General features: G+C 60.3%; 19 protein-coding genes and 2 pseudogenes. 18 read left to right on the forward strand and 3 right to left on the reverse strand.

Features of this window, described 5'->3' with window-relative positions; genetic code table 11:
- Positions 1 to 89 precede the first annotated feature (89 nt).
- From F3J20_RS01250 to F3J20_RS01300, 12 genes and pseudogenes are all read left to right on the forward strand, one after another.
- Positions 90 to 1,325, forward strand: coding sequence for a cytochrome c (locus tag F3J20_RS01250; RefSeq protein WP_240162670.1), 1,236 nt, complete (start codon positions 90 to 92; stop codon positions 1,323 to 1,325).
- A gap of 7 nt (positions 1,326 to 1,332) precedes the next feature.
- Complete coding sequence (locus tag F3J20_RS01255) at positions 1,333 to 1,515, forward strand: hypothetical protein (RefSeq protein WP_167281471.1); 183 nt, start codon at positions 1,333 to 1,335, stop codon at positions 1,513 to 1,515.
- 29 nt (positions 1,516 to 1,544) lie between these two features.
- Complete coding sequence (locus F3J20_RS01260) at positions 1,545 to 2,114, forward strand: cytochrome C oxidase subunit II (protein ID WP_167281473.1); 570 nt, start codon at positions 1,545 to 1,547, stop codon at positions 2,112 to 2,114.
- Positions 2,104 to 3,726, forward strand: coding sequence for a b(o/a)3-type cytochrome-c oxidase subunit 1 (locus tag F3J20_RS01265; RefSeq protein ID WP_167281475.1), 1,623 nt, complete (start codon positions 2,104 to 2,106; stop codon positions 3,724 to 3,726). Before F3J20_RS01260 ends, F3J20_RS01265 begins: the two co-directional genes overlap by 11 nt.
- Positions 3,723 to 4,520, forward strand: a complete 798-nt coding sequence (locus F3J20_RS01270) for a c-type cytochrome (RefSeq protein ID WP_167281476.1) — start codon at positions 3,723 to 3,725, stop codon at positions 4,518 to 4,520. The genes F3J20_RS01265 and F3J20_RS01270 overlap by 4 nt, the downstream gene beginning before the upstream one ends.
- A 112-nt stretch (positions 4,521 to 4,632) precedes the next feature.
- Positions 4,633 to 5,433 (forward strand): NAD(P)-binding protein, encoded by an 801-nt coding sequence (locus F3J20_RS01275; RefSeq protein ID WP_205299168.1) that lies wholly within the window; start codon positions 4,633 to 4,635, stop codon positions 5,431 to 5,433.
- Between the two features lie 130 nt (positions 5,434 to 5,563).
- Positions 5,564 to 7,117, forward strand: coding sequence for a phospholipase D family protein (locus F3J20_RS01280; protein ID WP_167281478.1), 1,554 nt, complete (start codon positions 5,564 to 5,566; stop codon positions 7,115 to 7,117).
- 89 nt (positions 7,118 to 7,206) lie between these two features.
- Positions 7,207 to 7,494: a hypothetical protein gene (locus F3J20_RS31960; protein ID WP_240158724.1), complete on the forward strand. Its 288-nt coding sequence runs from the start codon at positions 7,207 to 7,209 to the stop codon at positions 7,492 to 7,494.
- A 57-nt stretch (positions 7,495 to 7,551) separates the two neighbouring features.
- Positions 7,552 to 8,604 carry a multidrug transporter subunit MdtN gene (mdtN, locus tag F3J20_RS01285; RefSeq protein ID WP_167281480.1) on the forward strand — a complete coding sequence of 351 codons (1,053 nt, stop codon included), beginning with the start codon at positions 7,552 to 7,554 and terminating at the stop codon, positions 8,602 to 8,604.
- Positions 8,585 to 10,772, forward strand: a pseudogene (locus tag F3J20_RS01290) (FUSC family protein). The gene mdtN and the pseudogene F3J20_RS01290 overlap by 20 nt, the downstream one beginning before the upstream one ends.
- Positions 10,759 to 12,315, forward strand: a complete 1,557-nt coding sequence (locus tag F3J20_RS01295) for a TolC family protein (protein WP_167281482.1) — start codon at positions 10,759 to 10,761, stop codon at positions 12,313 to 12,315. Before F3J20_RS01290 ends, F3J20_RS01295 begins: the two are co-directional and overlap by 14 nt.
- Before the next feature lie 302 nt (positions 12,316 to 12,617).
- Positions 12,618 to 14,064: pseudogene (locus tag F3J20_RS01300) on the forward strand (IS1182 family transposase).
- A gap of 666 nt (positions 14,065 to 14,730) precedes the next feature.
- On the opposite strand, the gene F3J20_RS01305 reads toward F3J20_RS01300, so the two are convergent.
- A complete protein-coding gene (locus tag F3J20_RS01305) occupies positions 14,731 to 15,351 on the reverse strand; it encodes a pyridoxamine 5'-phosphate oxidase family protein (RefSeq protein WP_167037788.1) in 621 nt (206 codons plus the stop codon).
- 87 nt (positions 15,352 to 15,438) lie between these two features.
- Complete coding sequence (locus F3J20_RS01310) at positions 15,439 to 15,990, reverse strand: carboxymuconolactone decarboxylase family protein (protein WP_167037790.1); 552 nt, start codon at positions 15,988 to 15,990, stop codon at positions 15,439 to 15,441.
- A 119-nt stretch (positions 15,991 to 16,109) separates the two neighbouring features.
- On the opposite strand from F3J20_RS01310, the gene F3J20_RS01315 reads away from it, so the two are divergent.
- The 6 genes from F3J20_RS01315 to F3J20_RS01340 all read left to right on the forward strand — a co-directional run bounded on the left by F3J20_RS01315 (position 16,110) and on the right by F3J20_RS01340 (position 22,173).
- Positions 16,110 to 17,009, forward strand: a complete 900-nt coding sequence (locus F3J20_RS01315; protein ID WP_167037792.1) for a LysR family transcriptional regulator — start codon at positions 16,110 to 16,112, stop codon at positions 17,007 to 17,009.
- A 298-nt stretch (positions 17,010 to 17,307) separates the two neighbouring features.
- Positions 17,308 to 18,198, forward strand: coding sequence for a LysR family transcriptional regulator (locus tag F3J20_RS01320; protein WP_167281483.1), 891 nt, complete (start codon positions 17,308 to 17,310; stop codon positions 18,196 to 18,198).
- A gap of 138 nt (positions 18,199 to 18,336) precedes the next feature.
- The gene (locus F3J20_RS01325) at positions 18,337 to 19,011 is read left to right on the forward strand and encodes a histidine phosphatase family protein (protein WP_167037796.1); all 675 of its coding nucleotides are present in this window, start codon (positions 18,337 to 18,339) and stop codon (positions 19,009 to 19,011) included.
- 25 nt (positions 19,012 to 19,036) lie between these two features.
- On the forward strand, positions 19,037 to 20,053 hold the full coding sequence (locus tag F3J20_RS01330) for a phosphotransferase (RefSeq protein ID WP_167037799.1): 1,017 nt from the start codon (positions 19,037 to 19,039) through the stop codon (positions 20,051 to 20,053).
- Between the two features lie 44 nt (positions 20,054 to 20,097).
- Positions 20,098 to 20,862 carry an SDR family oxidoreductase gene (locus F3J20_RS01335; protein ID WP_167037802.1) on the forward strand — a complete coding sequence of 255 codons (765 nt, stop codon included), beginning with the start codon at positions 20,098 to 20,100 and terminating at the stop codon, positions 20,860 to 20,862.
- A 66-nt stretch (positions 20,863 to 20,928) separates the two neighbouring features.
- Positions 20,929 to 22,173, forward strand: coding sequence for an acyl-CoA dehydrogenase family protein (locus F3J20_RS01340; protein WP_167037805.1), 1,245 nt, complete (start codon positions 20,929 to 20,931; stop codon positions 22,171 to 22,173).
- Positions 22,174 to 22,820: 647 nt separating this feature from the next.
- Here the strand turns inward: F3J20_RS01340 and F3J20_RS01345 are convergent.
- Positions 22,821 to 23,613 (reverse strand): acyl-CoA dehydrogenase C-terminal domain-containing protein (locus F3J20_RS01345; protein ID WP_167281485.1); only part of this gene is annotated, 793 nt, incomplete at its 5' end.

A 23,613-nucleotide genomic window follows, 5' to 3' on the forward strand; every position in this document is an offset into this window, starting at 1 on the left:
CATCCGTGTACCACGTGCTTAGTCATCGCTACTTCAAGAGCAGGACGTCTGCGGGATTGATCGCGCTTGCCATGCTGACGTGCGGCGTCATGCCCGGGCTCGGTGTGCCGCTTGCGCGAGCGCAAACGCGAATTCCAGCGCCCGCGAACACTGACGCCGAGGTAATCGCGCGTGGCGAATACCTCGCGCGCGCTGGCGACTGTATCGCCTGCCACACGATTCCCGGCGACAAGCTTTTCGGTGGAGGGCGCCCTATGGCCACACCGTTCGGCACGCTCTATTCGCCCAACATCTCCTCGGATAAGGAAACGGGAATCGGCAACTGGAGCTCCGACGAGTTCTACCGGATGTTGCATGAAGGTAAGTCCAGGGACGGCGAGTTGCTGTATCCGGCGATGCCTTACGCGTCATACACCAAGGTCACGCGCAAGGACTCCGACGCGATCTACGCCTACCTGCAATCGACGCCGCCTGTCCACCAGCCGGATCGCCCTCACGCGTTGCGCTTCCCGTTCAACCAGCGGCAATTGCTGGTGGGCTGGCGAACACTTTTCTTCAGAGTGGGAGCATACAGGCCTGACCCGTCGAAATCAGTCGAATGGAACCGCGGCGCGTATCTCGTGCAAGGCCTTGGCCACTGCACGATGTGCCACACGCAGATCAACGCGCTCGGGGGCAATACGAAGTCCAGGGAATTCCAGGGCGGATTGATTCCGATTCAGGACTGGTACGCACCCTCGCTGACCTCGAACAACGAAGCGGGTCTTGGCGAATGGAGCATCGACGATATCGTCGGTCTGCTGCATGCGGGCGTGTCGAATCGTGGCGCGGTGTATGGACCCATGTCCGAAGTCGTCTACGACAGCTTCCAGTACCTGAGCGAAGACGATGTGCGTGCGGTCGCCGTCTACCTCAAGGCGCTGCCGGAACATTCAGCGAAAGCGGGCAGCACACCATTCACGAGCGCGCAGACCGAAGAAAAGAACCGACTCTATCCGCTCGGCAAGAAGATCTACGCCGCGCAGTGTGCGCTGTGTCATGCAGACGAGGGGCAGGGCAGGCTGCCGAACTTCCCGCCGCTCGCGAACAACCCGTCTATCCAGATGACGTCTTCCGTGAATCCGATCCGTATGGTGCTCAACGGCGGCTACGCGCCGGGCACGATGAAGAACCCCATGCCGTATGGCATGCCGCCATTCGCGCAGTCGCTCTCCGATGCGGAGATCGCGGCGGTCGTCACGTATATCCGCACCGCGTGGAGCAATCACGGTACACCGGTTACGGAGAAAGATGTCAACACCTTGCGCTCGGTAACCCTCTTCTGAGGATGCGATGATCAATTCCCCTGTCCCCAGCAGCGGTAACGAACCGCCTGAAGCCGAGCGCGTCGACGAGATCGTGAGGCGTGGTCCGCGCGGCGCGATCGTGGTGGCCGGCATTGCAACGGTCATTGTGATCGGCATGTGGTACGCGTTCTACTTCCTCGTATTCCTGCCGTGCGGCGTCGTTCAATGAACGGCTCATTCATCTAACCAGACGGCGACATGTCGAACCCTACCGTTCCCGATCCGCACACCTCTGCCAAAGTCGCAGCAACCGTCGAGCGGCGCTGGGCGTTTCTCGCGGTGCTGCTTATCGCGAGCACCATCGCAGTCGTGATCTTCACCGGCCTGCATTGGTCGGCCATGCCGCCCTCGCGCGTCGAGACTATCGACCCCACCACGCTCAACGTGTCCGGCGAATTTATCGAGAGCAATCTGGGCAGCGCAGTGGAGCCCGACGGCTCGGTGACGCTGCGCATCGTCGCACAGCAGTACTCGTTCACGCCGCAATGCCTGCTCGTGCCGGCCGGCGTACCGATCACGTTCCGCGCGACGAGCGCGGATGTCGTACACGGCTTGCTCGTCACCCACACCAATATCAACTCGATGGTCGAACCCGGCTATATCTCTACGTTTCGCACCACCTTCGCGCAAACCGGCGATCACCTGATGCCCTGTCACGAGTATTGTGGAACAGGACACCAGGGGATGTGGGCACACGTGAAGGTCATCGACAAAAATGCGTTCATGCAAATGGCAGCCACTTCGCGGAGAATCAGTTGTGTTAAATAACCGGCGGCTCGTACTCTCGCATTTCTGGCTCGCGTTTGGCGTGTTCGGCGCCGCACTTCTGCTCGGCGCATGGCAGATGTACGTGCGCAGTCCGTTGCATCCGTGGCTGCGCGACCCCGAGATCTACTATCGCTCGGTAACCGAACACGGCACCGTGATGGGCTACGTGTTTCCGACGCTCGTCGCGATGGGCTTCGGCTACGCGGTCACCGAACTGTCGCTCAAACGTGCGCTCGTCGGGGTGCGTTGGGCGTGGATCGGATTCTGGCTGGTGGCTGCGGGGGCGGTGATGGCGTCGATTACGGTGGCGCTCGGACTTGCCTCGGTACTCTACACATTCTATCCGCCGATGATTGGTAACGTGTTCTATTACCTCGGCGTGGTGCTGGTGGTGGTGGGCTCGTGGATCTGGGTGGCGCTGATGTCGGTGAATCTCGCGGCGTGGAAACGCGGCCATCCCGGCCAGCCCGTGCCGCTGCCGATGTTCGCGACCGTAGCCGGTTCGTACCTGTGGGGCTGGACGGCAGTGGGCGCGGCCATCGAAATCATCTTCCAGATTCTGCCGGCCGCCTTCGGCTGGACGACGACGATCGACGCGGGCCTCGCGCGCGTGTTCTTCTCGTGGACGCTGCACGCCATCGTCTACTTCTGGCTGATGCCCGCGTATATCGCGTTCTACACGATCGTACCGCGCGCGATTGGCGGGCGGCTCTACAGCGATACGATGGCGCGCATCGCGTTCGTTCTGTTTCTCGTGCTGGCCATGCCGATCGGTATGCACCATCTTTTCGCCGATCCGCAGGTGGGCGCGGGCTTCAAGTTCGTGCAATCGGTCTTCACAGCGATGGTGGCAGTGCCGACGCTGCTGACGGTATTTACTATTTGCGCGTCGGTGGAGATCGCCGCGCGTTTGCGCGGTGGCAAGGGCGCCTTTGGCTGGCTGCGTGCGCTGCCGTGGGACAATCCGCAGATGCTGGCGCTCTCGCTCTCATTCGTGATGCTCGGCTTCGGCGGAGCGGGCGGGCTCATCAACATGAGCTACCAGCTCGACTCGACAATCCATAACACGCAATGGATCACCGGGCACTTCCACCTGATCTACGCAGGCGCGATCGTCATCATGTACTTCGCCATCGCCTACGATCTGTGGCCGCAGATCACGGGCCGCGCAATGACGAACTGGAAGCTCATGCGCCTGCAATTGTGGCTGTGGTTCATCGGCATGGTCATGCTGACTTTTCCGTGGCATTGGGTCGGCATTCTCGGCATGCCGCGGCGCATGGCGTACTACGACTATACGGATCCAGAGATCGCGGCGCAGGCGATCTGGGTGGTGATGTCGGCGATAGGCGGCTTCATTCTCGTGCTCTCGGCGATCGTGTTCTTCGCGGTGCTGATCCAGGGACATCGCAGTCAGGCGGCGCCGCCGGAGGAATACCGCTTCAGCACTGCGGTGCACGAGCCGCGCACCGTGCCGGTGGCGCTCAACAGTTTTGCGTTATGGCTCACGCTGATGATCGCGCTCACGGTGCTCAACTACGGCTATCCAATTGCACAGTTGATGGCACGGGGCGACACCGTGCCCGTGATTCCGATTGGAGCCCAGCGATGAGCGACGAGCGCCTGTTCTCATTGCGCAACCCGTGGTTCGCGGCAAGCGTTGGCGTCACCGCCGTGGTGTTCGTGTTCAGCGTGGTGGTCGGTTTCGTGTGGCTGCCATCGGTGCAGCGCGACGCGCAGTTCCAGGGGCTCTGGAATGCGATCTGCAGCGCGGCGGGCGTGCCGCAACAGTGGCTTGCCAATGATGCGCCGAATGCGCCGCAGGTGCAGTTCAGCAAGGTCGAGGTGACGCCGCAATTGCTTGCGGGCGCGACGGCCTCGTCGATCGGACGGGGTGCCACGCTCGCGCTGCGCTGCACGATGTGCCATGGCGAGCGCGGCATGAGCGGAGCAAATTCGCCAAATCTGGCGGGGCAATACGCGATCGTGGTCTACAAGCAGTTGCGGGACTTCCAGAGCGGGGCGCGCACGAACGCTGTCATGTTGCCGATGACACTGAACCTCAGCGATCAGGACATGCGCGATCTGGCGGCATACTACGCGTCGCTGCCGCGTCCGGTGGCAGGCCGAGGGCTTGATCTCGCCGATGCGCCGGGAATCGTCGCTCACGGCGCGCCGCTGCGTAATATCCCGGCATGCGCGGCTTGCCATGGCGGCATCGACCACAAGGCTGGCACACCGTGGCTAGAAGGCTTGCCGGCCGCTTATACACAGGCGCAACTGCTGGCGTTTGCGTCGGGCGCACGGCATAACGATATCTCAGAACAAATGCGCAATATCGCGCGCAATATGACGCGTGACGAAATGACCGCAGCGGCCTCGTGGTACGCGGGCTCGACGCGCTGACCTTCACGCAGCAGAAGTTTCGACAATTGACTAATGGCGCAAAAAGGGGGAGCGTGATGATCTCGCATTGGGTTCGCTGTTGTCTCGATCAGTCCGGCTATCCGGGGTAACCATGTGGATCTTCCGTGTCGATGAGCCTCGTCTCGGGGGCATCCGTATCCGCGAATGGCGCCGCCGCGCTCGCAACACGATCAACCTCCTCGTCCTGCTGATGGGCGGCACGACCATCGGGTTGGTCGTCCTTGATCAGTCCAGTTCTCCTTTCCCCGACAAGTTGTTTACGGCCGTGTGGAACGGGGTCAACCTCATTACCACACTGGGCGCCTTCAGCGGGTTCAATCCACCTCAGAAGTGGTTCATGGTGCTGGCCATGTTTGCGACACTGATGATCGGAGGATTTGCGGTTTCAAAACTCACAGGCATGCTGTCGGGTGACGATGTAATGGCGTATCGGGAGAACCGGATCATGGAACGCAAGTTCGAACATCTGGCCGGTCATGTGGTGGTGGTCGGATTCCATGCGCTTGGAGAGCACGTCGCACGTCACCTGCATGAAGCAGGCGAGATCGTTCTCGTGCTCGTAGGCGACCAGGATCAGGCCCACCGGGCGGCGGATAGCGGCCACATGGTCGTGCTGGGCTCGCCCGATGCGTTCGACGACGTGCTCAAGCGTGCGCGGCTGGACAGCGCCAGGGCAATGGTCGTGACCACACCCGACGGCAATAACAATCTCGCAATCACGCTGCTGGCTCATACGCTGAACCCTTCTCTCGCGATTGCGGTGCCTGGTGAAAACCCGCTGAGAAAAGGGCTTCTGGAAAGCGCTGGCGCATCCAATGTGATCATTGCCGATGACATCGTCGCCAAAGCGCTCGTCAGCAAGCTCACAACGGCGGTGAAGGGAGAGATATGAGAATCGCGGTTTCGACGCCTTCTGATCGGCATCCGAACTTTATACGATCCTTCCGCCGCCTGTCGCGCTGGTGGCGTATGGTGCGTCGCGGCAAGCCACATCCCGTTCGAGATTTCGACAGAGTTCGAAGATGGTGAAGCTACATGTTTTCATTGCGAGCGTTCTCTTTCTGGTGCTGACATCATGCGCCAGTCTGCCGCCGCAGAGCAGCCAATCGAAAACTTTTGCACTGCAAAACCCGGACACCACGCGGCTCGGCGCGAGATTCTCGCGAGGCGAACAGAATCACCCCGGCGAAAGCGCGTTTCACCTGCTGCAGGACCCTGTTGACGCGATTGCTGCCCGCGTCGAGCTTGCCGAATCGGCGGACCGGACGCTCGATCTGCAGTACTATATCTGGCACGACGATCTGACCGGACGCGAACTGGCGGCGGCATTGCTTGGAGCGGCAGACCGCGGCGTACGCGTGCGCGTCCTGCTCGACGACCTCGGCACGAATGCGGATGACCAGGTCTTGCTGGCAATCAGTTCGCATCCGAACGTGAAGATAAAACTATTCAATCCGGTCGCGGATCGCCAGTTCAAATCGCTTGCTACGGCCTTTGAGTTTTCCCGGGTCAATCGGCGCATGCACAACAAGGCGATGATTGCGGACAACGAAGCCGCCATTCTTGGTGGACGCAACATCGGCGACGAATACTTTGGCGCATCGAATGTGGTGGCCTTTGGTGATCTGGATGTCCTCCTGCATGGTCAGATTATTCGCGACGTTTCCAGCGCTTTCGATGAGTTCTGGAACTCCGGATCGAGCTATTCGATCGAGCAGTTGATGGGGCATAAGGCAGCGCCGTCTGCATTAAGCGATTACCGCGCGAAGATGGACGAATACATCAAGGCGGAACACGACGCGCCCTACGTCGTGGACGCGAGAGCGCGGCTTGCAAAGATACTCGAAGCGGGTGACACGAACTTTGCGTGGGGACACGCCACACTCCTATACGACGACCCATCCAAGATCACACGTGACCCGAACGACGCGCAGGGCCACATCATGACGAAGTTCGCGGCCCTGAACCTCAAGCCCGAGCACGAGATGCTCCTCATCTCGCCTTACTTCGTGCCGGGCAAAGAAGGCGTTGCATGGATACGCGATTTAACCGAACACGGCGTGCGGGTCACGATATTGACCAACTCGCTGGCGGCGACCGATGTGGTGGCGGTGAATGCGGGATATCAGCACTATCGTGAGGATCTCCTTGCAGCGGGTGTGCATCTCTATGAGCTGAAGCCGGTTGGCTCAAGCAAGGTCAAAGCACAACGCCGCTTCTTCGGTTCTTCAAGGGCCTCGTTGCACGCGAAAACGTATGTATTCGACCGACAGACCGTTTTCATCGGTTCGATGAATCTCGATCCCCGTTCGAACCGTCTCAATACGGAGATCGGCGTGCTTTGCAACAGTCCGGCGATTGCCGGGCAGGTGGTCGACGACGTCGAGCCGAATCTGGACACCGTCGCCTGGCGAGTCGAGCAACGCACCGATGCGAACGGCAAGAGCCGGATTGTCTGGATCGATACCGCGGAGGACGGGACAGTGACGACGCTGGATTCGGAGCCGGATGTCTCATTCGCGCGGCGTGCAAGCGTCTGGTTCATGGGACTGCTACCAATCGAATCGGAGCTATGAACGTGGTGGCACGTGTTGGGTCAACCATTGTTGCACCTGAGGCAGGTTGTATCAGTGGATCATCAATCAATGTTCCCGTCGCGAAAACGATGAAACAGCGTACATGGCCCAGGTTCTCCGCTGCGTACATGCCCGTGGCATCCATGCCGCTTGGCGGTTGCGTCACCCATGGCGCACCGACATTGGCGCTCTTCGGCGCGTACTTCCCGTTCTGGCTGGTGAGCGCCGTAGCCGGCGCCGTAGGTGCCGTCGTCGCACATCGTGCGTTTGTCGCCTCAGGCTGGGTCCATGGCGTGCCATATCAACTTTCTGTATGTACGGCGATTGGGGTTGTCGTCGGGGTGTTCTTCTGGTTGTTGGGTACGGGGCAGCTATAGGATGCAACGCTCCCACGCTCACTATTGTTCGCGGCCCCATCGGCGCGGGAGGCTGACATGAAAATGGCCGACGTCAATTCCAAGCATGTATGGAAAGGCCGCGCGATCGCTATCGTGATCGTGCTGCTTGGCGCGGCGGCGCTATGGTATGCGTACGACCGGTCGTCACGTTACCCCTCTACGGACGACGCCAGCATCGATGCAGACGTTGTCCACGTCGCGTCGCCGGTGGGTGGCCGGATCGTGCGTGTTCCTGTTGAGGAGAACCAGCGCGTCGCCAAAGGAGACGTGCTGTTCGAAATCGATCCGGTGCCGTACCGGCTCGCAGTCGCGCAGGCGCAGGCCGAGCTTGAAATGGCGCGCGCGCAACTGGCCACGCGTCACCGCACGCTGATTGGTGAGACGTCGAACGCGACGATCGCCGCTGACCAGACCCGGCGGGCCAACCACAATTACGATCTCGCTACCCGCAGCGTCGAGCGGCTGCGGCCGCTCGCAGCGCAGGGCTACGTGTCCGCGCAGCAGCTCGATCAGGTGGTGGTCGCGCAACGTGACGCAAGTGTGTCACTCACGCAAGCAAAGGTGCAGCAGCAGTCGTCTGCGCGGACGATTGGCGACGATGCCGACGCGATCGCCACCGTGCATGCGCGCGAGGCCGCGCTTGCCATCGCGCAGCGTGGGCTCGACGATACGGTGGTACGCGCGCCTTTCGATGGCTATGTCACCGGGCTTGTGATTCTTGCCGGCGAGACGGTGCTGCCGAACCAGTCCATCTTCACGCTGATTCATGCCGGCGAATGGTTTGCCGTGGCGAATTTCCGCGAGACCGCGCTTGGTGCGATCACCGTAGGTGACTGCGCGACCGTGTATTCGATGATCGACCGCAAGCAGGCGATGCGCGGCAAGGTCATCGGCATCGGCGCCGGCATCACGGACACGGACCGCGTGAATCTGCCGCGCGGCCTGCCATACGTGCAGCAGTCGGTGAACTGGGTACGCGTTGCGCAACGCTTCCCGGTTCGCGTGCGGATCGATGAACCGGACGGCAGACTGGTGCGGGTGGGCGCAAGCGCGATCGTCGAGGTCCAGCATGGCCAGTTCTGCCGATGAGCTCACCACGCCTGGGCCGCGCGAGATCGCGCGGCTGCTCGCAGCGTTTCCGGGGCGCGCGTCGATTGTCACGCGTATTGCGCTGATCTGCGCGCTGACGGTGCTCGTGACGAGCGCCTATGGAATCCCGGAAGCCTCGACGGCGGTATATATCGTGCTGTTCCTGAACCGGCCCGACCGGGTGACGAGCGTGATCACGTGTATTGCGTTGATGCTGCTCGTGACGGTGATCATCGGGATCGTGATGGTCTTCGCGATCTTCTGCATCAATGATCCGGTGCTGCGTGTGGCGAGCATGGCAGTGCTGTCGATGGGGTTCCTGTTTGCGACCTCGGCGAGCAAGCTGCGTCCGGTCGGCGCGATCGTGGCCATGATCGTCGGTTTCGGACTCGACGAGCTTGGGCTTGCCCCGCTCGGCGAAGCAGCGACGCGCGGCCTCCTGTATGCGTGGCTCTTCGTCGCCGTTCCGATTGGCGTGGCGATTGTGGTGAACCTGTTGTTTGCGCCGTCGCCGCGCCGGCTTGCCTGCGCGCAGCTTGCGAGGCGTCTGAGGCTCGCCGCCGCCTGCCTGACGGGCACCGCTGGCGAGGCCGGGCAGGCTGCCTTCGAAGCATGCGTGCGCGAAGGCGATCACCAGATCATGGCGTGGGTCAAGCTCTCGAAGCTCGAAGGGACTTCGACCGAAGCCGATTGCGCGGCGTTGCGTCAGGCAGCGGCGTCGTCGACGGCGATCCTGGTCGCGGTGGATCTCGCCATGCGCGAACCCCGCGCGCGTTTGCCCGCGGCCTACGCAGCGCGGCTTGCCGAGACGATGGAGCAGATGGCGGTGATGCTCGATGCCGGGGGCTATCCGGAGAATGTGGCAGTCGGGATACCTGAGGGTGCTGCCCTGGAGGTTGGGGCGCCGATGCCATTGCCGCCGCTCGCGGCGCTCGTGCTCGCCGATCTGCGCGCGGCACTGGAAGGCTTTGCGCAGCCGGCTTCGGCCGCGGCAGCAAGAGCCGGAGCTGATGAAGGGTCGGCGGTGTCATCTTCGGCTCCGGCTCCGTCTATGTCTTCGGCACCCGCCTCGGCCTCGGCTCATCCCGAGCATGCGCCTGCACGTAGCGGCTTCTTCGATGCCGATGCGTTCAGCAATCCCGATCACATCCGCTACGCGTTAAAGACGACCGCCGCAGCGATGTTCTGCTACGTCCTGTATCAGCAACTCGACTGGCAGGGCATTCATACCAGCTTCATCACCTGCTATATGGTGTCGCTCGGCACGACCGCCGAAACGGTGGAGAAATTGCTGCTGCGGATCATCGGCTGCCTGATCGGTGCCTTGCTTGGCACGGCAGCGCTGGTCTACGTGGTTCCACAGCTGACGTCGATTGCAGGACTGATGGCGCTGGTCTTCGCGGGCTCATGGCTGGCCGCGTGGGTCGCGGTGGGTTCGCCGCGCATTGCGTATGCGGGCATGCAGATCGCGTTCGCGTTCTACCTGTGTGTGATCCAGGGGGGGTGCTCCCAAGTTCGACCTGACGCTCGCACGCGACCGCGCGATTGGCATTCTGATCGGCAATGTCGTGGTGTATCTGATGTTCACACGGGTCTGGCCCGTGAGTATCGCCGGCTCGATCGATGCTGCGCTCAACAGGCTCATTGCGCAGTGGGCACGGATTGCGCGCGTTGCGGATGCAGGCACGCGCCGTACGATGGTCGCAGAGGCGCTCGCGCAGTACGGCGGCTTGCGCCAGAATCTGGGCCTGATTCACTACGAGCCATCGTGGGTGCGTCCCGCGCCCGCGTGGATCGCGAGCCGCAAGCGCGCGCTCGCGGAGCTTGGTGCGCTGGAGGGACCGCTTGCTCTCGCGACGGCCCGTGCCGGCCCGCTCGCCGATGCGCGCCTGCACGAAGTGGCAGGGCGGCTCGAGACGGACGGGCTCGCGCAGGCAGACGCCACCCATCGCAGCGCAAGTATGCAAGCGGAAGAGCCAACGCCAGCACCAACAACAGCACCAGAGCTAACGCTGCATACTGATTCCACCACTGACCGCGCCGCCGACCCACGCCTCGACGCATTGCTCAGCGTCATCGACGAGCGGTTCCGCCGGATTGCCGATGTCGCCCGCACAAGCACTGGGGACTCCATCATGAAGGAGGCGGCAACCGATGCGCGCGCTTGAACCGACGCCGTGGCTCATTGCATTGGCCGTCGCCGGACTCGCGGGATGCGCGACGTCTTCGCTGGATCTCGCGCCCACGGCGCCCGACCGTCCGTGGCAACCGCAGACGAACGCGGCCGGTGACATCGTGCCAGGCCCACCGCGCACTCATGCCGAGTCCGCACACGCGGGCTACACGCTGCCGAACAGCACCGGGCTCGCGACCGTCGAACCCGTGGCGGCGCTCGACGCGAACCATGCATACACGCTGCCCGAACTGATCGATCTCGCGGAGTCCGCGAATCCTCTCACGCGGATTGCATGGAACGATGCGCGCAATGCGGCTCTGGCGACGGGCATTGCAAAGGCAGCCTATCTGCCACAACTTGTCGCGACCGCAATGGGCGGATATCAGGCCGCTAGCGCGTCGTCGAACACGCTGATTGGCAATGTGTCGTCGAACTCCGACATTCACGGCACCGTGTCCGTGCTCGCGCTGCAATGGCTGCTGTTTGATTTCGGCGGACGCCGTGCGCGTGTCGAGGCGGCCACGCAGCTGTCAGTTGCCGCAAACATTGCGTTCACGGCCGTCCATCAGCAGGTGATACACAACGTAAGCGTTGCGTACTACGGGTACGAAGCGGCCTATACCCGACAGAAAACCGCGCAACAGGCGCTCGACAATGCGGATGGCATCGTCGCAGCAGCGCATGCACAGATGACGCGCGGCGTCGGCACGATCGTCGAAGTCGCCCAGGCCACACAGAACTGCGCGCAGGCGAATCTTGCGAAGGTGCAGGCCGATGGTGCGCTGACCGACAGCTATCTGAACCTCGTGTCTGCACTCGGCATCTCGCCGTTATCGAAGCCGACGATTGCCCCATTGCCGGCGCGCGCGCTGTCGCCGGCGCTGCATCAGTCAGTCGACGAGATTGTCGCCGATGCCATCGCGCGGCGGCCGGATGTGCAGAGTGCGTATGCGCTTGAACAGGCCAATCAGGCGAAGATCCGTGTGGCCAAGGCCGCGTTCATGCCGAAGGTGTTCATGTCCGCGACCGCGGCGTACGGCACCGGCGGCACGGCGATTACCGCGATTCCGCCGGTCGGCGATCAGGCGGCAACGGTGAACCTGAGCGGCAGCCGCCGCAGCGGCAGCGTGTTCGTCGGCGTGACGATCCCGATCTACGACGGCGGGCTGCGTTCGGCCATGCTGATGCAAGCTCGCAACGACGCGGACAGCTCGTCCGCGCAGTTGACGCGGACACGGGAGGAGGCGGTCCGGCAGGTGGTCTCCGCACAGAGCGCACTCTCCACGAGCCTCGCCTCGAACGATGCCGCGAAGGCGCTGGTTGCCGCCGCCCAGACCACCTATGACGCAGCGTTTGCCGCGTACCACCACGGCGTCGGCTCGATTACCGATGCGCTGCTCGCGCAGAACCAGTTGATCGCCGCTCAGAATGCCTATGCGGACAGCTACAGCGCGGCGCTGTCCGCGGCTGCGTCGTTTGCGCTCGCGACAGGGGAGATCGGCACGACAGGGGCGGGCGGCGAGCCGGACTGGTAGCGCAGCTCGATCATCGCCTTCAGCACGACCACTCGTACCATTCGCAAAGGCGGCGTTGAATCCCGACTGTTTGGACCTTTGCTTTGAACAGCTAAGGTATACAAAATAACTGCCTCGACCTGAAAGGCGACATCGGTGCAACTTTGGGCTGGATGTCCGCCTCGGCTCGAGCTGCGCCTTCCGCGCGTGCCGTTCATCACTGGGCGGCGTCTGAGCTTGGTCGTCGGGCACGAGTCGGCCGAGGGCGTGTGAAAACGCATTTGTCGCCTAAACTGAGTCAACGCGTTGAGATCGGGTGACTCGTGAAGCGATTCGCTGAGGGCGATGACCGCAAACAGGTCGCACTACTTCCCGAATGCGTCGATGACTTCATCGGACAGGACAACCCAGTAAGGGTGGTAGATGCCTTCGTTGACGAACTGAACCTTGGGGAACTCGGCTTCAACGGTACCACGCCGGCGCTCACAGGCCGCCCGTCCTATCATCCGGGCATGATGCTCAAGATCTATATCTACGGGTATTTGAACCGGGTTCCGTCTAGCAGGCGTCTTGAGCGTGAATGCCAACGCAATGTCGAGTTCATGTGGCTGACAGGACGTCTGGCGCCAGACTTCAAGACGATCGCCGACTTTCGCCGCGACAACGGATCGGCTATTCGCAACGTGTGCCGTCGTTTCGTCGAACTATGTCGCGGACTGAAGCTGCTATCCAGCGACATGGTGGCAATCGACGGCAGCAAGTTCAAGGCTGTGAACAGCCGTGACAGGAACTACACGGCAGGCAAGATCGACAAGCGTCAGCAGCAGATCGAGGAAAGCGTTCAGCGATATCTCGACATGATTGAAACCGCAGACCGGACCAGCCCGACAGGCTTCGATGTGAAGACTGTTCTCCTGTACGAGAAGATCGCGCTCTTGCGTCAGCGGATGCGTGAACTCGGGCAGATCAGGGAGCAACTGAAGAAAGAACCGGACAAACAGTTGTCGCTTACTGACCCGGATTCCCGTTCCATGACCAGCGGTGGCAAGAGAACCGGCACCGTCGGCTACAACGTCCAGACGGCCGTGGATACGAAGCATCATCTGATTGTCGAGCACGAGGTGACGAATATTGGAGGTGACCACGGCCAACTCAGCAGGATAGCTCTGTCGGCGAGGAACGCGATGGGCAAGCTAAGACTGAAGGTGCTGGCTGACCGTGGCTACTTCAGTGGTCCGGACATCCGCGCGTGTGAACTGGCCGGCATCGCCACGTATGTCCCGAAACCGCTCACCTCAGCGTCGAGGAAGAAAGGGCTCTTTACCAAACGCGACTTCATCTACGTTGCCAGGAACGATGAGTATCGATGCCGCCGCCGGCGAGCGCGCAGTTCTTCGATTCAAGACCGTGGAGAACGGTATGAATCTGAACGTGTACTGGCCGAGCGCATGTCCGCGTTGCCATCTCAAGGATCGATGTTCGCCCAGCGACTATCGCCGCATCTGACGATGGGAGCACGAACATGTACTCGAAGCCATGCAGCGTCGACTCGACCGCAAGCCTGATGCAATGACCATCCGAAGAAGCACCGTTGAGCATGTATTCGGTACCCTCAAGCACTGGATGGGCGCGACGCACTTCCTGACCCGGACGCTCGGATGGGTGAGCACCGAAATAAGTCTCCAGGTATTGGCGTACAACCTGAAGCGCGTCATGAAAATACTAGGAGTTGCCGGGACAATAAAGGCGATGAGAAGGGCTGAAAGCTAAGGCCCTGAGGGGCTTTTTTTGCGCTTGATACGTTACGCTAGCGCGCCCCCGATCTGCCAAACTCGATTGATCGGGCTGGCAAACTCGCTTGCAGCCATCAAAAAGCAGTTTCCACACGCCCTCGGCCATTTTGCGACATTCGACTTCCACGCCTAAATTGAACTGGACGGTTCCGTGGAGCCCTCTGGCTATGGAGACAGAACCTCTTGGACTGCAGATCGGCTATTAGATAGGGACGTGACCGGGCGGCATCCTCGCTGTGGCCGCCAAGCCACCGTCATGGGCAGGCGGCTTGACAAGGGTGACGTCCTTGTGGACTTTTCGGATGGCTCGTACGTCAACGTGCATCTCACTTGGGGGCTATCAGACGCAGGTCCATTCGCGGACAAGTACCCGGCATGGTTTACATATGGGTCGCTTGAGGAATTCGCGGCGGCAATGCTGAAGGATGCCCAAGAATCCGGTAACGGATATATTCATTTCCTGTTTCCTTGACTATAAGCAGACCGATTCCTTTCACAGAATGGAAGAAAAACCTGCCGAACAATACGGATGACACGCCTGGAACGGCCCTCGTACGATGTTGGAAAATTTATAGCCGCTGCAAGCTTCTTCATTGGAAAACGAAATCACCTGCTGCACTGCCACTGACGGCACTCATTTCCGTCACGCACTGACTCTCTCACGCAAGTGGTCGATCTCCGCTTCCAGTTCGCGAATACGCTTATCCCGTTCATCAAATGCCGCCTGAACGTCCGCTGCCTCGAAGCGTTGCGGGATGTGCTGGGGACAATTGGCATCCCACAATGAAACCTCGAAAACGATGGCTCGCTCGGCACGGGCTCGATAATCCCGAGGCGTCAGACTGGCGACCCTTTTTGCATCCTCGTCGATGTATGCCTCACCCCAGATCTTGATCCGCTGGCGGCGCGCATAGTCAATCAGGAACAGGAAAGCTTTCCGGTTGTCGGCCAGATTCCCGGTCGTGACGTACTGCTTGTTTCCGGAAAAATCAGCGAACGCGATCGTCTTCGTGTCGACGACATGCAGGAATCCAGGCGGGCCGCCACGATGCTGGATATAGGGTTGCCCATCGCCGTTTGCGGTTGAGAAGAATACGCTCGTCTGCTTTCGGATAAAGTCCGCACACTCAGACGTGATGGTGGTCTCCCACGCACCTTCCTGCTCGCGATGCGCATAGGCTTCTCGCGAACCGTAGCGCTTTTGAAACAGCTTGACGGAAGACGTGAACGCCACGTCACTGGGATATTTCCGCGAACTGCCCATTTTGCCCACCGTCCAGTTCAGTTTGCGCCGTAAAACGGATACCGCCGACGCTTATAGCCCCGGCGGTATCGACCTCAGCCCTGCGCGTTATGCCGTCCTGGCATGTACGACGGGAAAGTCGATTTCGGTTCCGGCAACTGTGTTGATGTAGTTCGTCCAGATATTGAGCGCCACGTTCAATACGATCTCGATCACGGCAGCATCGCTGTAGCCCGCAACCTTGACTGCCTGCAGGTCAGCATCCGACACGCGGCCGTGCTCGGCCGTCACCTTCTTCGCGAACAGCACAGCGGCGGCGGCCTTCGAATCGTTCGAACCACCGTTGCGGTTCGCAGTGATTTCGGCGTCGTCGAGCTTCGCGACGTTCTTCCCGAGGTACGTGTGTGCCGACAGGCAGTAATCGCAACCATTGATCTCCGCCACTGCCAACGCAATACGCTCACGCGTCTGCCCCGACAGCTCGCCTTTGCCGAGCGCACCCATCAGGCTCAGATAGCCTTCGAGTGCCGCCGGGCTGTTGCCAACCATGCGGAACAGATTCGGCACAACGCCCAGTTGCTTGCTGACGGCTTCGAGCAGACCGTGAGACGCGGCCGGAGCGTCGGCGATAGTAGCGGGGGTAGGAATATGGGACGACATCGTGACCTCTCCTTTGAGAAAGACGTTGCAGTGAACGACTGGAGATGATCTTACGGACTCCCTGATTTCAGGAGAATCCGCTAATATCGAGAATCTTTCTTCCATATGTCGAGAGGATAATGGACCGGCTCGAAGCAATGTCCATCCTGATCGAAGTCGTTGAGGCCGGGAGTCTGTCGGCCGCGGCTCGCCGGCTGGATATCCCGCTGCCGACGGTCAGCCGCAAGGTGGGCGAGCTGGAGGTCTATCTGAAAACCCGTCTGCTGAACCGGACAACGCGGCAGCTCTCTCTAACCGAGGCCGGTGCCGCGTATGTCGCATCCTGTCGCCGTATCCTTGAGGAAGTCGGAGAGGCCGAACGTACGGCGACGGGGGAATACGCCGTGCCACGAGGATATCTTGTGATTACTGCTCCCGTGGTTTTCGGGCGACTATATGTGGCACCTGTACTGGCGGACTTTCTGGTCCACTATCCCGAGATCGACGCCCGCCTGTTCCTGACGGATCGCAGCACAAACATGCTGGAAGAGCATATTGACGTTGCTGTGCGTATTGGCCCACTTCCAGACAGCACGCTCGTGGCTGTGAACGTCGGGCAATTGCGCCTGGTCGTATGCGCGAGCCCGGCTTACCTGGCGAGTCATGGGGTTCCTGCCAAACCGGACGAACTGGCGAATCATGCATGCATCGCATTCGAAGGGCTGGCATCGACTCGTGCATGGAATTTTTTTGCGGGGAAAACCGAACGTACAGTGCAAATCCGCGCGCGCCTTGTGACCAATACTGCAGAATCCGCCGTCGACACAGCAGTACTCGGCGTTGGCCTGACGCGCGTTTTGTCCTATCAGACAGAGGCGGCCGTGCGTGAAGGGAAATTACGGCTCGTACTGGAAAAGTTCGAACCACCACCACTTCCGATCAGCCTCGTACATACTGGGCAATTGCCGGTGCCGCTCAAGCTAAGGGCATTTTTAGATTTCGCACGGCCTCGACTTCAGTCTCGTCTGACTGCTCTTTAACAACTGGCTTGCAAAGCATAACTAAGTGACTCCAGGTAGCCACACGACGCAAGGGCGCACGTTTTTTGTAATATTACAATTCCATTACGCCGACACCTAACCCCGCCATCCACCGGGCTCGCACGAGTTGCATCGGCCGGTGGCATGGGATGAGGAGGGTCACTGCCTGAGGCCCATTCGTTTATCCTGGTGCCATCGATAGACTCGGCTACCATACTGTGCAAACGAACGCGGGACGGCGCCACTTCAAGCGTGCCTCAGGGAATTCAAATCAAGCGTGCCTCAGGGAATTCAAATAATGCGCCAGTCAAAGATCGATCTGAATCTTTTCATTGTTTTCGAAGCCATCTATCGAACGCGAAATCTCACGCGTGCGGCGGAATTGCTGTTCATCACCCAGCCCGCGGTCAGCAACGCTTTGTCGCGCATGCGCAAGACGTTCGACGATCAGCTCTTTGTGAGCACGCCGGCCGGGATGCTGCCCACACCTGTTTCCGAGAACATTATTGGCCGGGTCCGCGAGGCGCTTCAACTGCTGGACTCGAGCACCCATGCCGCTGAACGTTTCGATCCGGCGTCGTCGCAGCGGACCTTCCGGCTCAGCATGAACGACCTGACAGAGGCCATCCTGCTCCCCGCGCTGGAGGAGGTTCTGCAACGCGAGGCGCCCGGCATCCGGATCGAGAGCTACTTCACCACGCGCCGGGAAGTCCCCGAAGCGCTAGCCAACGGCGCGATCAATCTGGCGATCGATGTTCCCCTGATCGACGATCCGCATCTGGAGCAGGAACCGCTGGGCTGCGAGCGGTATGCGTGCCTGCTCCGCCGTGACCATCCATTCACGAAAAAGAAGCTGACTATCGACGACTACCTCAGACTGGGCCATGTTCATGTGTCCAGTCGCAGGCAGGGACCCGGACTTGTCGACGCGGAACTCAACAAACTGGGGCTTAGGCGGACCATCCAGACCCGGGTTCAGCATTATCTGGTGGCACCGTTGATCGCCATGCGAACCGATCTCGTCCTGACCGCGCCGCTCACGCTTCTTCGGCGGTATGACGCACGAATCTTGGCGCTGCCGTTCGATCTCCCCGAACTCGAGTCTCATGGCTACTGGCACCGAAGCGTCACGGGAGACCCGGCGCATTGCTGGCTGCGCGAACAGATTGGCCGTCTGATGGGGAAATGAGTGAGGAGTCTGCCGACCCGGCGACATTGCGCAGCCGCATCGAGTATCACGGCGTGTTATGGCTCGGCATAAAAACAATAAACTTCTGGAATGTCGCAAGGCCGGGTATTGTTCTAACCATGTTCAGACGAGGTTGGCATGGCGGAGCTCTACCTGGTACGGCATGGTCAGGCGTCGTTCGGCGCAGAAAACTATGACCAGCTATCACCTTCCGGTCGGACCCAGTCACGTTGGCTAGGAGAATACTTCGCGCAGTCGAACGTGCAGTTTGATCGCGTGGTGATTGGAACGATGCGGCGGCACGCGCAAACAGCGGACGAAATTCTCACTGAGATGAATGGCCCGCAAGCCAAGGTTGTGCAGGATGCGGATCTGAACGAGTACGACTTTCGCGCCTTGCTGTCCGTCCTTGGCGAAAGTGGCTTCGCGCCGGAGCTATCGGCAGCCAGTTCGACGAAGCACTTTTACAAGGCGCTCAAGCAGGCGCTGCAATTGTGGTCCGAGGAACGACTGCCCGGGCGACTCCCCGAAACCTGGCATCAGTTCCAGGCGCGCGTCGAGCGTGCGCGTCTGGCCATTCAGCGTATGGGCGGCAAACGGATTCCGGTGGTGAGTTCGGGTGGCCCGATTGCCGTGTTCGCCCAGCAGATTCTGCAGGCACCGGCGGCCACTGCGATCACGCTTAACCTGCAGATTCGCAATAGCAGCGTTAGCCAGTACGTCTTCAACGATAGCGCAATGTCGCTAGTCAGTTTCAACTCGCTGCCTCATCTCGAACATGGCGAGCGGCGTGAACTCATCACTTATGGTTGATCCGAATCTGGAATCTAGTGCCATCATGAATGCCCGTTTTCAATTCGACGTTGAAACACTCGCGCGTTATCTGGCATCCCACGTGCCCGGATTTTACGGGCCCATGTCCATCGAGAAGTTCGCTGGCGGGCAATCGAACCCCACGTTTCTCCTCACGGCGCAAAGGGGCCGTTACGTCCTTCGACGTCAGCCGCCAGGAGCGCTGCTCAAGTCCGCACATGCTGTCGACCGCGAATTCCGTGTGCTGACCGCCCTCAGCCACACGCCGGTTCCGGTCGCGCGGGCCTTGCACCTTTGCGAGGACCGGGACGTCATTGGCAGCATGTTCTATGTCATGAGCTTCGAAGAGGGTGAGATTTTCTGGGATCCGTCGCTGCCCGAGCTACCTGCGGGCAAACGCAGCGCTATCTACGACGCGCTGCTCGGAACAATGGCTGCTCTTCACGACGTGGATGTCGAAGCTGTTGGCCTTGCCGATTATGGCCGCGCAGGCAACTACTTCTCGCGCCAGATCGACGTCTGGACGAGGCAATATCGCGCGGCGCAGACCGATGCTCTGGAATCTGTCGAGGCACTGATCAAATGGCTGCCAGCGAACTGTCCGGCGGAAACCGGCAAGCCATCGCTCGTGCACGGCGATTTCCGTATCGACAACGTCATGTTCCAACGCGGAACCCCGCAGGTTCGTGCCGTGCTCGACTGGGAGCTTTCCACACTCGGCAATCCGCTCGCCGACCTCGCGTACTTCTGCATGTGCCTTCGACTCCCTCGCAACGGTCATATCACCGGGCTGGAAGGATTGGACCGGGTCGCATTGGAGGTGCCAGACGAGTCCGCGATCATCGAGCAGTACTGCCGCCTGCGGGAAATCGCGTCGATCGAGAACTGGAATTTCTATCTGGCGTTCAGCTTCTTCCGGCTTGCCGCCATCACGCAGGGCGTGAAGAAACGGGCTCTCGGCGGCAATGCATCGAATGACAAGGCGCGGCAGGTTGGCGAAATGGCCGGTGTGCTGGCAAGGATGGGTGCCGAGCTGATCTGACGGCGCCCGCAACTAATATAGACGTAAACATATGGAGGGTAATCGTGACTACTGATTTGTTTAACCTTGAACCGAAGGTTGCGCTGGTCACCGGTGCCAGCCGAGGTATCGGCGAGGAAATTGCCAAACTGCTCGCGGAGCAGGGCGCACATGTGATCGTATCGAGCCGCAAGCTCGAAGACTGCGAGTCCGTGGCGCGCGAAATCAGAGAGGCGGGCGGTAGCGCCGAAGCCTATCCGTGCCATGTCGGGCGCATGGACGACATTCTCGGAATCTGCCAGCATATCCGCGCGCGCCATGGCCGTCTGGACATTCTCGTCAACAACGCCGCGGCGAATCCGTATTTCGGCCATATTCTCGATACTGACCTGGCGTCGTTCGACAAGACGGTGGAGGTCAACTTGCGCGGCTACTTTTTCATGTCGGTCGAGGCGGGCAAGCTGATGCGTGAGCACGGCGGCGGCGCGATCGTCAACACGGCATCCGTCAATGCGCTTCAGCCGGGAGACAAGCAGGGCATTTACTCGATCACCAAAGCCGCGGTGGTCAACATGACGCGTGCATTCGCCAAGGAATGTGGACCGTTGGGCATCCGTGTCAATGCAATCCTGCCGGGTTTGACGAAAACGCGCTTTGCCGGGGCGTTGTTTGAAGATCAGGCCATCTACGACAACTGGATGGCGAAGATCCCGGCCCGACGCCATGCGGAGCCTCGCGAGATGGCCGGCACCGTGCTTTATCTGGTGTCCGATGCTGCGAGCTACACCAACGGAGAGTGCATCGTCGTTGACGGTGGGCTGACGATCTGATCACGCGTCGACGCGTGGCATGCGCCAACATGTCGGCGACATTCACCTGGATTCAGGAAGGACGAAATGTATTTCTCATATAGCCCGAAAGTCGAAGCGCTGCGTGAGCAGGTGCGTGCGTTCATGGACACGCATATCGTGCCACGCATCCATCAGTGGCATGAAGAGGTGAACGCAGGGCAATATCCGGTTTCCTTCATGGAAACGTTGAAGGCACAAGCGCGTGCGGAGGGTCTCTGGAATCTGTTCCTGCCGCATCTGAAGAATGACGAGCCGGGCACCCGCCTGACCAATCTCGAGTACGCACCGCTGGCCGAGATCATGGGGCGCGTGTCGTGGGCGTCCGAGGTGTTCAACTGCAATGCGCCGGACACGGGCAACATGGAACTGCTCCATATGTTCGCGACGCCCGTTCAGCGCGAGCAGTGGCTCAAGCCGCTGCTCGATGGCGAGATCCGCTCGGCGTTCGCGATGACGGAGCCAGCGGTGGCTTCGTCGGACGCGACCAATATCACCACGTCGATTCGCCGCGACGGCGACGACTACGTGATCGACGGCCGGAAATGGTTCATCACGAACGCGGCGCATCCGAATTGCCAGTTGTTTATCGTGATGGGAAAAACTGACCTGGACGCACCGAGCCACGCCCAGCAAAGCATGATTCTCGTGCCGCGCGATACGCCGGGGGTCAAGGTGATCCGCAATATCACGGTGGTCAACCACACGGCGCCGGAAGGTCACTGCGAGATCGAGTTCAAAGGCGTGCGCCTACCTCGCACGAATCTGTTCGGCGAAGAGGGCAGCGGTTTCGCGCTCGCTCAGGCGCGGCTTGGGCCGGGCCGCATTCACCATTGCATGCGGTCAATCGGTGCCGCCGAACTGGCCCTCGAACTGATGATCGAACGAGCCCAGGCGCGCACGGCATTCGGCAAGAAGCTGCACGAGCTTGGATCGGTCGCGGAAGGGATCGCGAAATCGCGCATCGAAATTGATCAGGCGCGCCTGTTCGTGCTGAAAACCGCGTGGATGATCGACAACGTGGGTGCCAAGGCGGCGCGCAAGGAAATCTCGATGATCAAGGCGCTGGTACCGGGCGTGCACGCCGCCGTTTGCGAGCGGGCGATTCAGGTATTCGGTGCGATGGGGCTGAGTCCGGATACGCCGCTGGCGGACAGCTGGACCTGGGCCCGTGCATTGCGGTTAGCTGATGGTCCGGATGAGGTGCATCTGCAGAGCATTGCACGCATGGAAATCAAGGCCCAACGTTATGAATCTGGCCGCGACAATCCCTACCTGACGACGGTGAAGTAGAACGTTCTCACGAGTCAGTGCTGACTGCATCACACACGGATCAACGCGAAGACTTGTCATCGCTAGCCGATTCAATCAGCACGGACCGCGATTCTTCCGAAGGTTTCGTGACGAGCCCGCTTTAAAAGAAATCTATCAAGCTGGACACGGAGTAGCCGGGAGACCAGAGCCGCCCCGGCTCGCCTCAAATGAGGAATTGCCATACCTGTCGATTGCGCGACCAGGGGCAGTAAGTGTGAGATGCCCGCAAGGAAGACCACGCTGCAAAGAGGTCGCGCACGGCGCCATCGAAGACCATGGAATCGATCTGCCCCGGAACCGACTGCCAATGTCATCGATGACGCACTCAGTATGACGGACGAGACGTTTTTCTGGCCGCCGGCGATGACAACTTCCATACCGTCACACATTATCTGTCTGGCGCCGATTCGATAACGGACTCTTCGATACGATCGGTTTCGGTTTCAGCTCGCTAGAAAACATACCGAATTGCGTGGTCAGGGAAGATGGGGGAGCGTGTTGCGTTGAATGCTCCACGGTAAGCTTTGCCGATCGGCCGGCGAGCGATAGAAACGATGACAGCGTTAATCATGCGCTATCCCTCGGGAAAAATTGGCTGGCTATGAAATGGCATCGAACCCTATTGTTTAGAACCACTGCTCTGGCATGTTCAGAGGGGTTGTCTCTAATGGATTAAGCACTGCAAGCCACCCAGCCACTTTGGGCATTTCCCATCCGAAGAAGTAGTCGCAGGCAGCAAGCTTGCCGCGATGAAAGTCAGCGCCGGTCGGGCCACTCTCGAGAGTTTTTGCAACAATTGCTTGATCGAGCCAAAGCCAGCCGACGACGACATGGCCAAAGGCCTCCAGGTAGGCGGCCGCATTTGCCAGTTGGAGTTCGGGGTCATCGAGCCGGTGCAATTTACTGGTTACGGTGCGGATTCGCTCCCACGCATATTCGAGTGTGCAGGCGTGACGATGCAGCGAGGCGGTCACTCGCGATCTGGACACCGTACTGGAGACTTTCCTGTCGAGAGCTGCCATAGCCGCATTTCCGTTCATACGTGTCTTTCGGCCAAGCAGGTCGAGCGCCTGAATGCCGAACGTGCCTTCGTGTATCGGATTGAGTCGGTTGTCACGATAGAACTGCTCGACGTTGTACTCTCGCGTGTAGCCATAACCGCCGTGAACCTGGATGGCAAGATCGTTGGCGACGAGACCCCATTGGGACGACCAACTCTTGACAACTGGGGTGAGCAGATCGAGTAGGCACTGCGCCTCTTCGCGGATGTTGGCGTCGTCAATCGAATGAATTGGAGCGGCCCCCTGAATCGCCGGACACAGTCTCCCGCTTAAACTAACGGGTAGGCATAGGACTGTGTTAATGGGATGGTCGCCCCCGCCTCCCCGGCAAGAGTACGCTATGGAGGCAATCACCAAG

The organism is Paraburkholderia sp. Cy-641 (assembly GCF_011752945.1).
Classification (GTDB): domain Bacteria; phylum Pseudomonadota; class Gammaproteobacteria; order Burkholderiales; family Burkholderiaceae; genus Paraburkholderia.

Excerpts from the sequence above, each read along its gene's own strand:
- F3J20_RS01250 (WP_240162670.1), top strand. The coding sequence starts at position 90 with ATGCCCGGGCTCGGTGTGCCGCTTGCGCGAGCGCAAACGCGAATTCCA.
- F3J20_RS01255 (WP_167281471.1), top strand. The coding sequence starts at position 1,333 with ATGATCAATTCCCCTGTCCCCAGCAGCGGTAACGAACCGCCTGAAGCC.
- F3J20_RS01260 (WP_167281473.1), top strand. The coding sequence starts at position 1,545 with ATGTCGAACCCTACCGTTCCCGATCCGCACACCTCTGCCAAAGTCGCA.
- F3J20_RS01270 (WP_167281476.1), top strand. The coding sequence starts at position 3,723 with ATGAGCGACGAGCGCCTGTTCTCATTGCGCAACCCGTGGTTCGCGGCA.
- F3J20_RS01275 (WP_205299168.1), top strand. The coding sequence starts at position 4,633 with ATGTGGATCTTCCGTGTCGATGAGCCTCGTCTCGGGGGCATCCGTATC.
- F3J20_RS01280 (WP_167281478.1), top strand. The coding sequence starts at position 5,564 with ATGGTGAAGCTACATGTTTTCATTGCGAGCGTTCTCTTTCTGGTGCTG.
- F3J20_RS31960 (WP_240158724.1), top strand. The coding sequence starts at position 7,207 with ATGAAACAGCGTACATGGCCCAGGTTCTCCGCTGCGTACATGCCCGTG.
- mdtN (WP_167281480.1), top strand. The coding sequence starts at position 7,552 with ATGAAAATGGCCGACGTCAATTCCAAGCATGTATGGAAAGGCCGCGCG.
- F3J20_RS01295 (WP_167281482.1), top strand. The coding sequence starts at position 10,759 with ATGCGCGCGCTTGAACCGACGCCGTGGCTCATTGCATTGGCCGTCGCC.
- F3J20_RS01305 (WP_167037788.1), bottom strand. The coding sequence starts at position 15,351 with ATGGGCAGTTCGCGGAAATATCCCAGTGACGTGGCGTTCACGTCTTCC.
- F3J20_RS01310 (WP_167037790.1), bottom strand. The coding sequence starts at position 15,990 with ATGTCGTCCCATATTCCTACCCCCGCTACTATCGCCGACGCTCCGGCC.
- F3J20_RS01315 (WP_167037792.1), top strand. The coding sequence starts at position 16,110 with ATGGACCGGCTCGAAGCAATGTCCATCCTGATCGAAGTCGTTGAGGCC.
- F3J20_RS01320 (WP_167281483.1), top strand. The coding sequence starts at position 17,308 with ATGCGCCAGTCAAAGATCGATCTGAATCTTTTCATTGTTTTCGAAGCC.
- F3J20_RS01325 (WP_167037796.1), top strand. The coding sequence starts at position 18,337 with ATGGCGGAGCTCTACCTGGTACGGCATGGTCAGGCGTCGTTCGGCGCA.
- F3J20_RS01330 (WP_167037799.1), top strand. The coding sequence starts at position 19,037 with ATGAATGCCCGTTTTCAATTCGACGTTGAAACACTCGCGCGTTATCTG.
- F3J20_RS01340 (WP_167037805.1), top strand. The coding sequence starts at position 20,929 with ATGTATTTCTCATATAGCCCGAAAGTCGAAGCGCTGCGTGAGCAGGTG.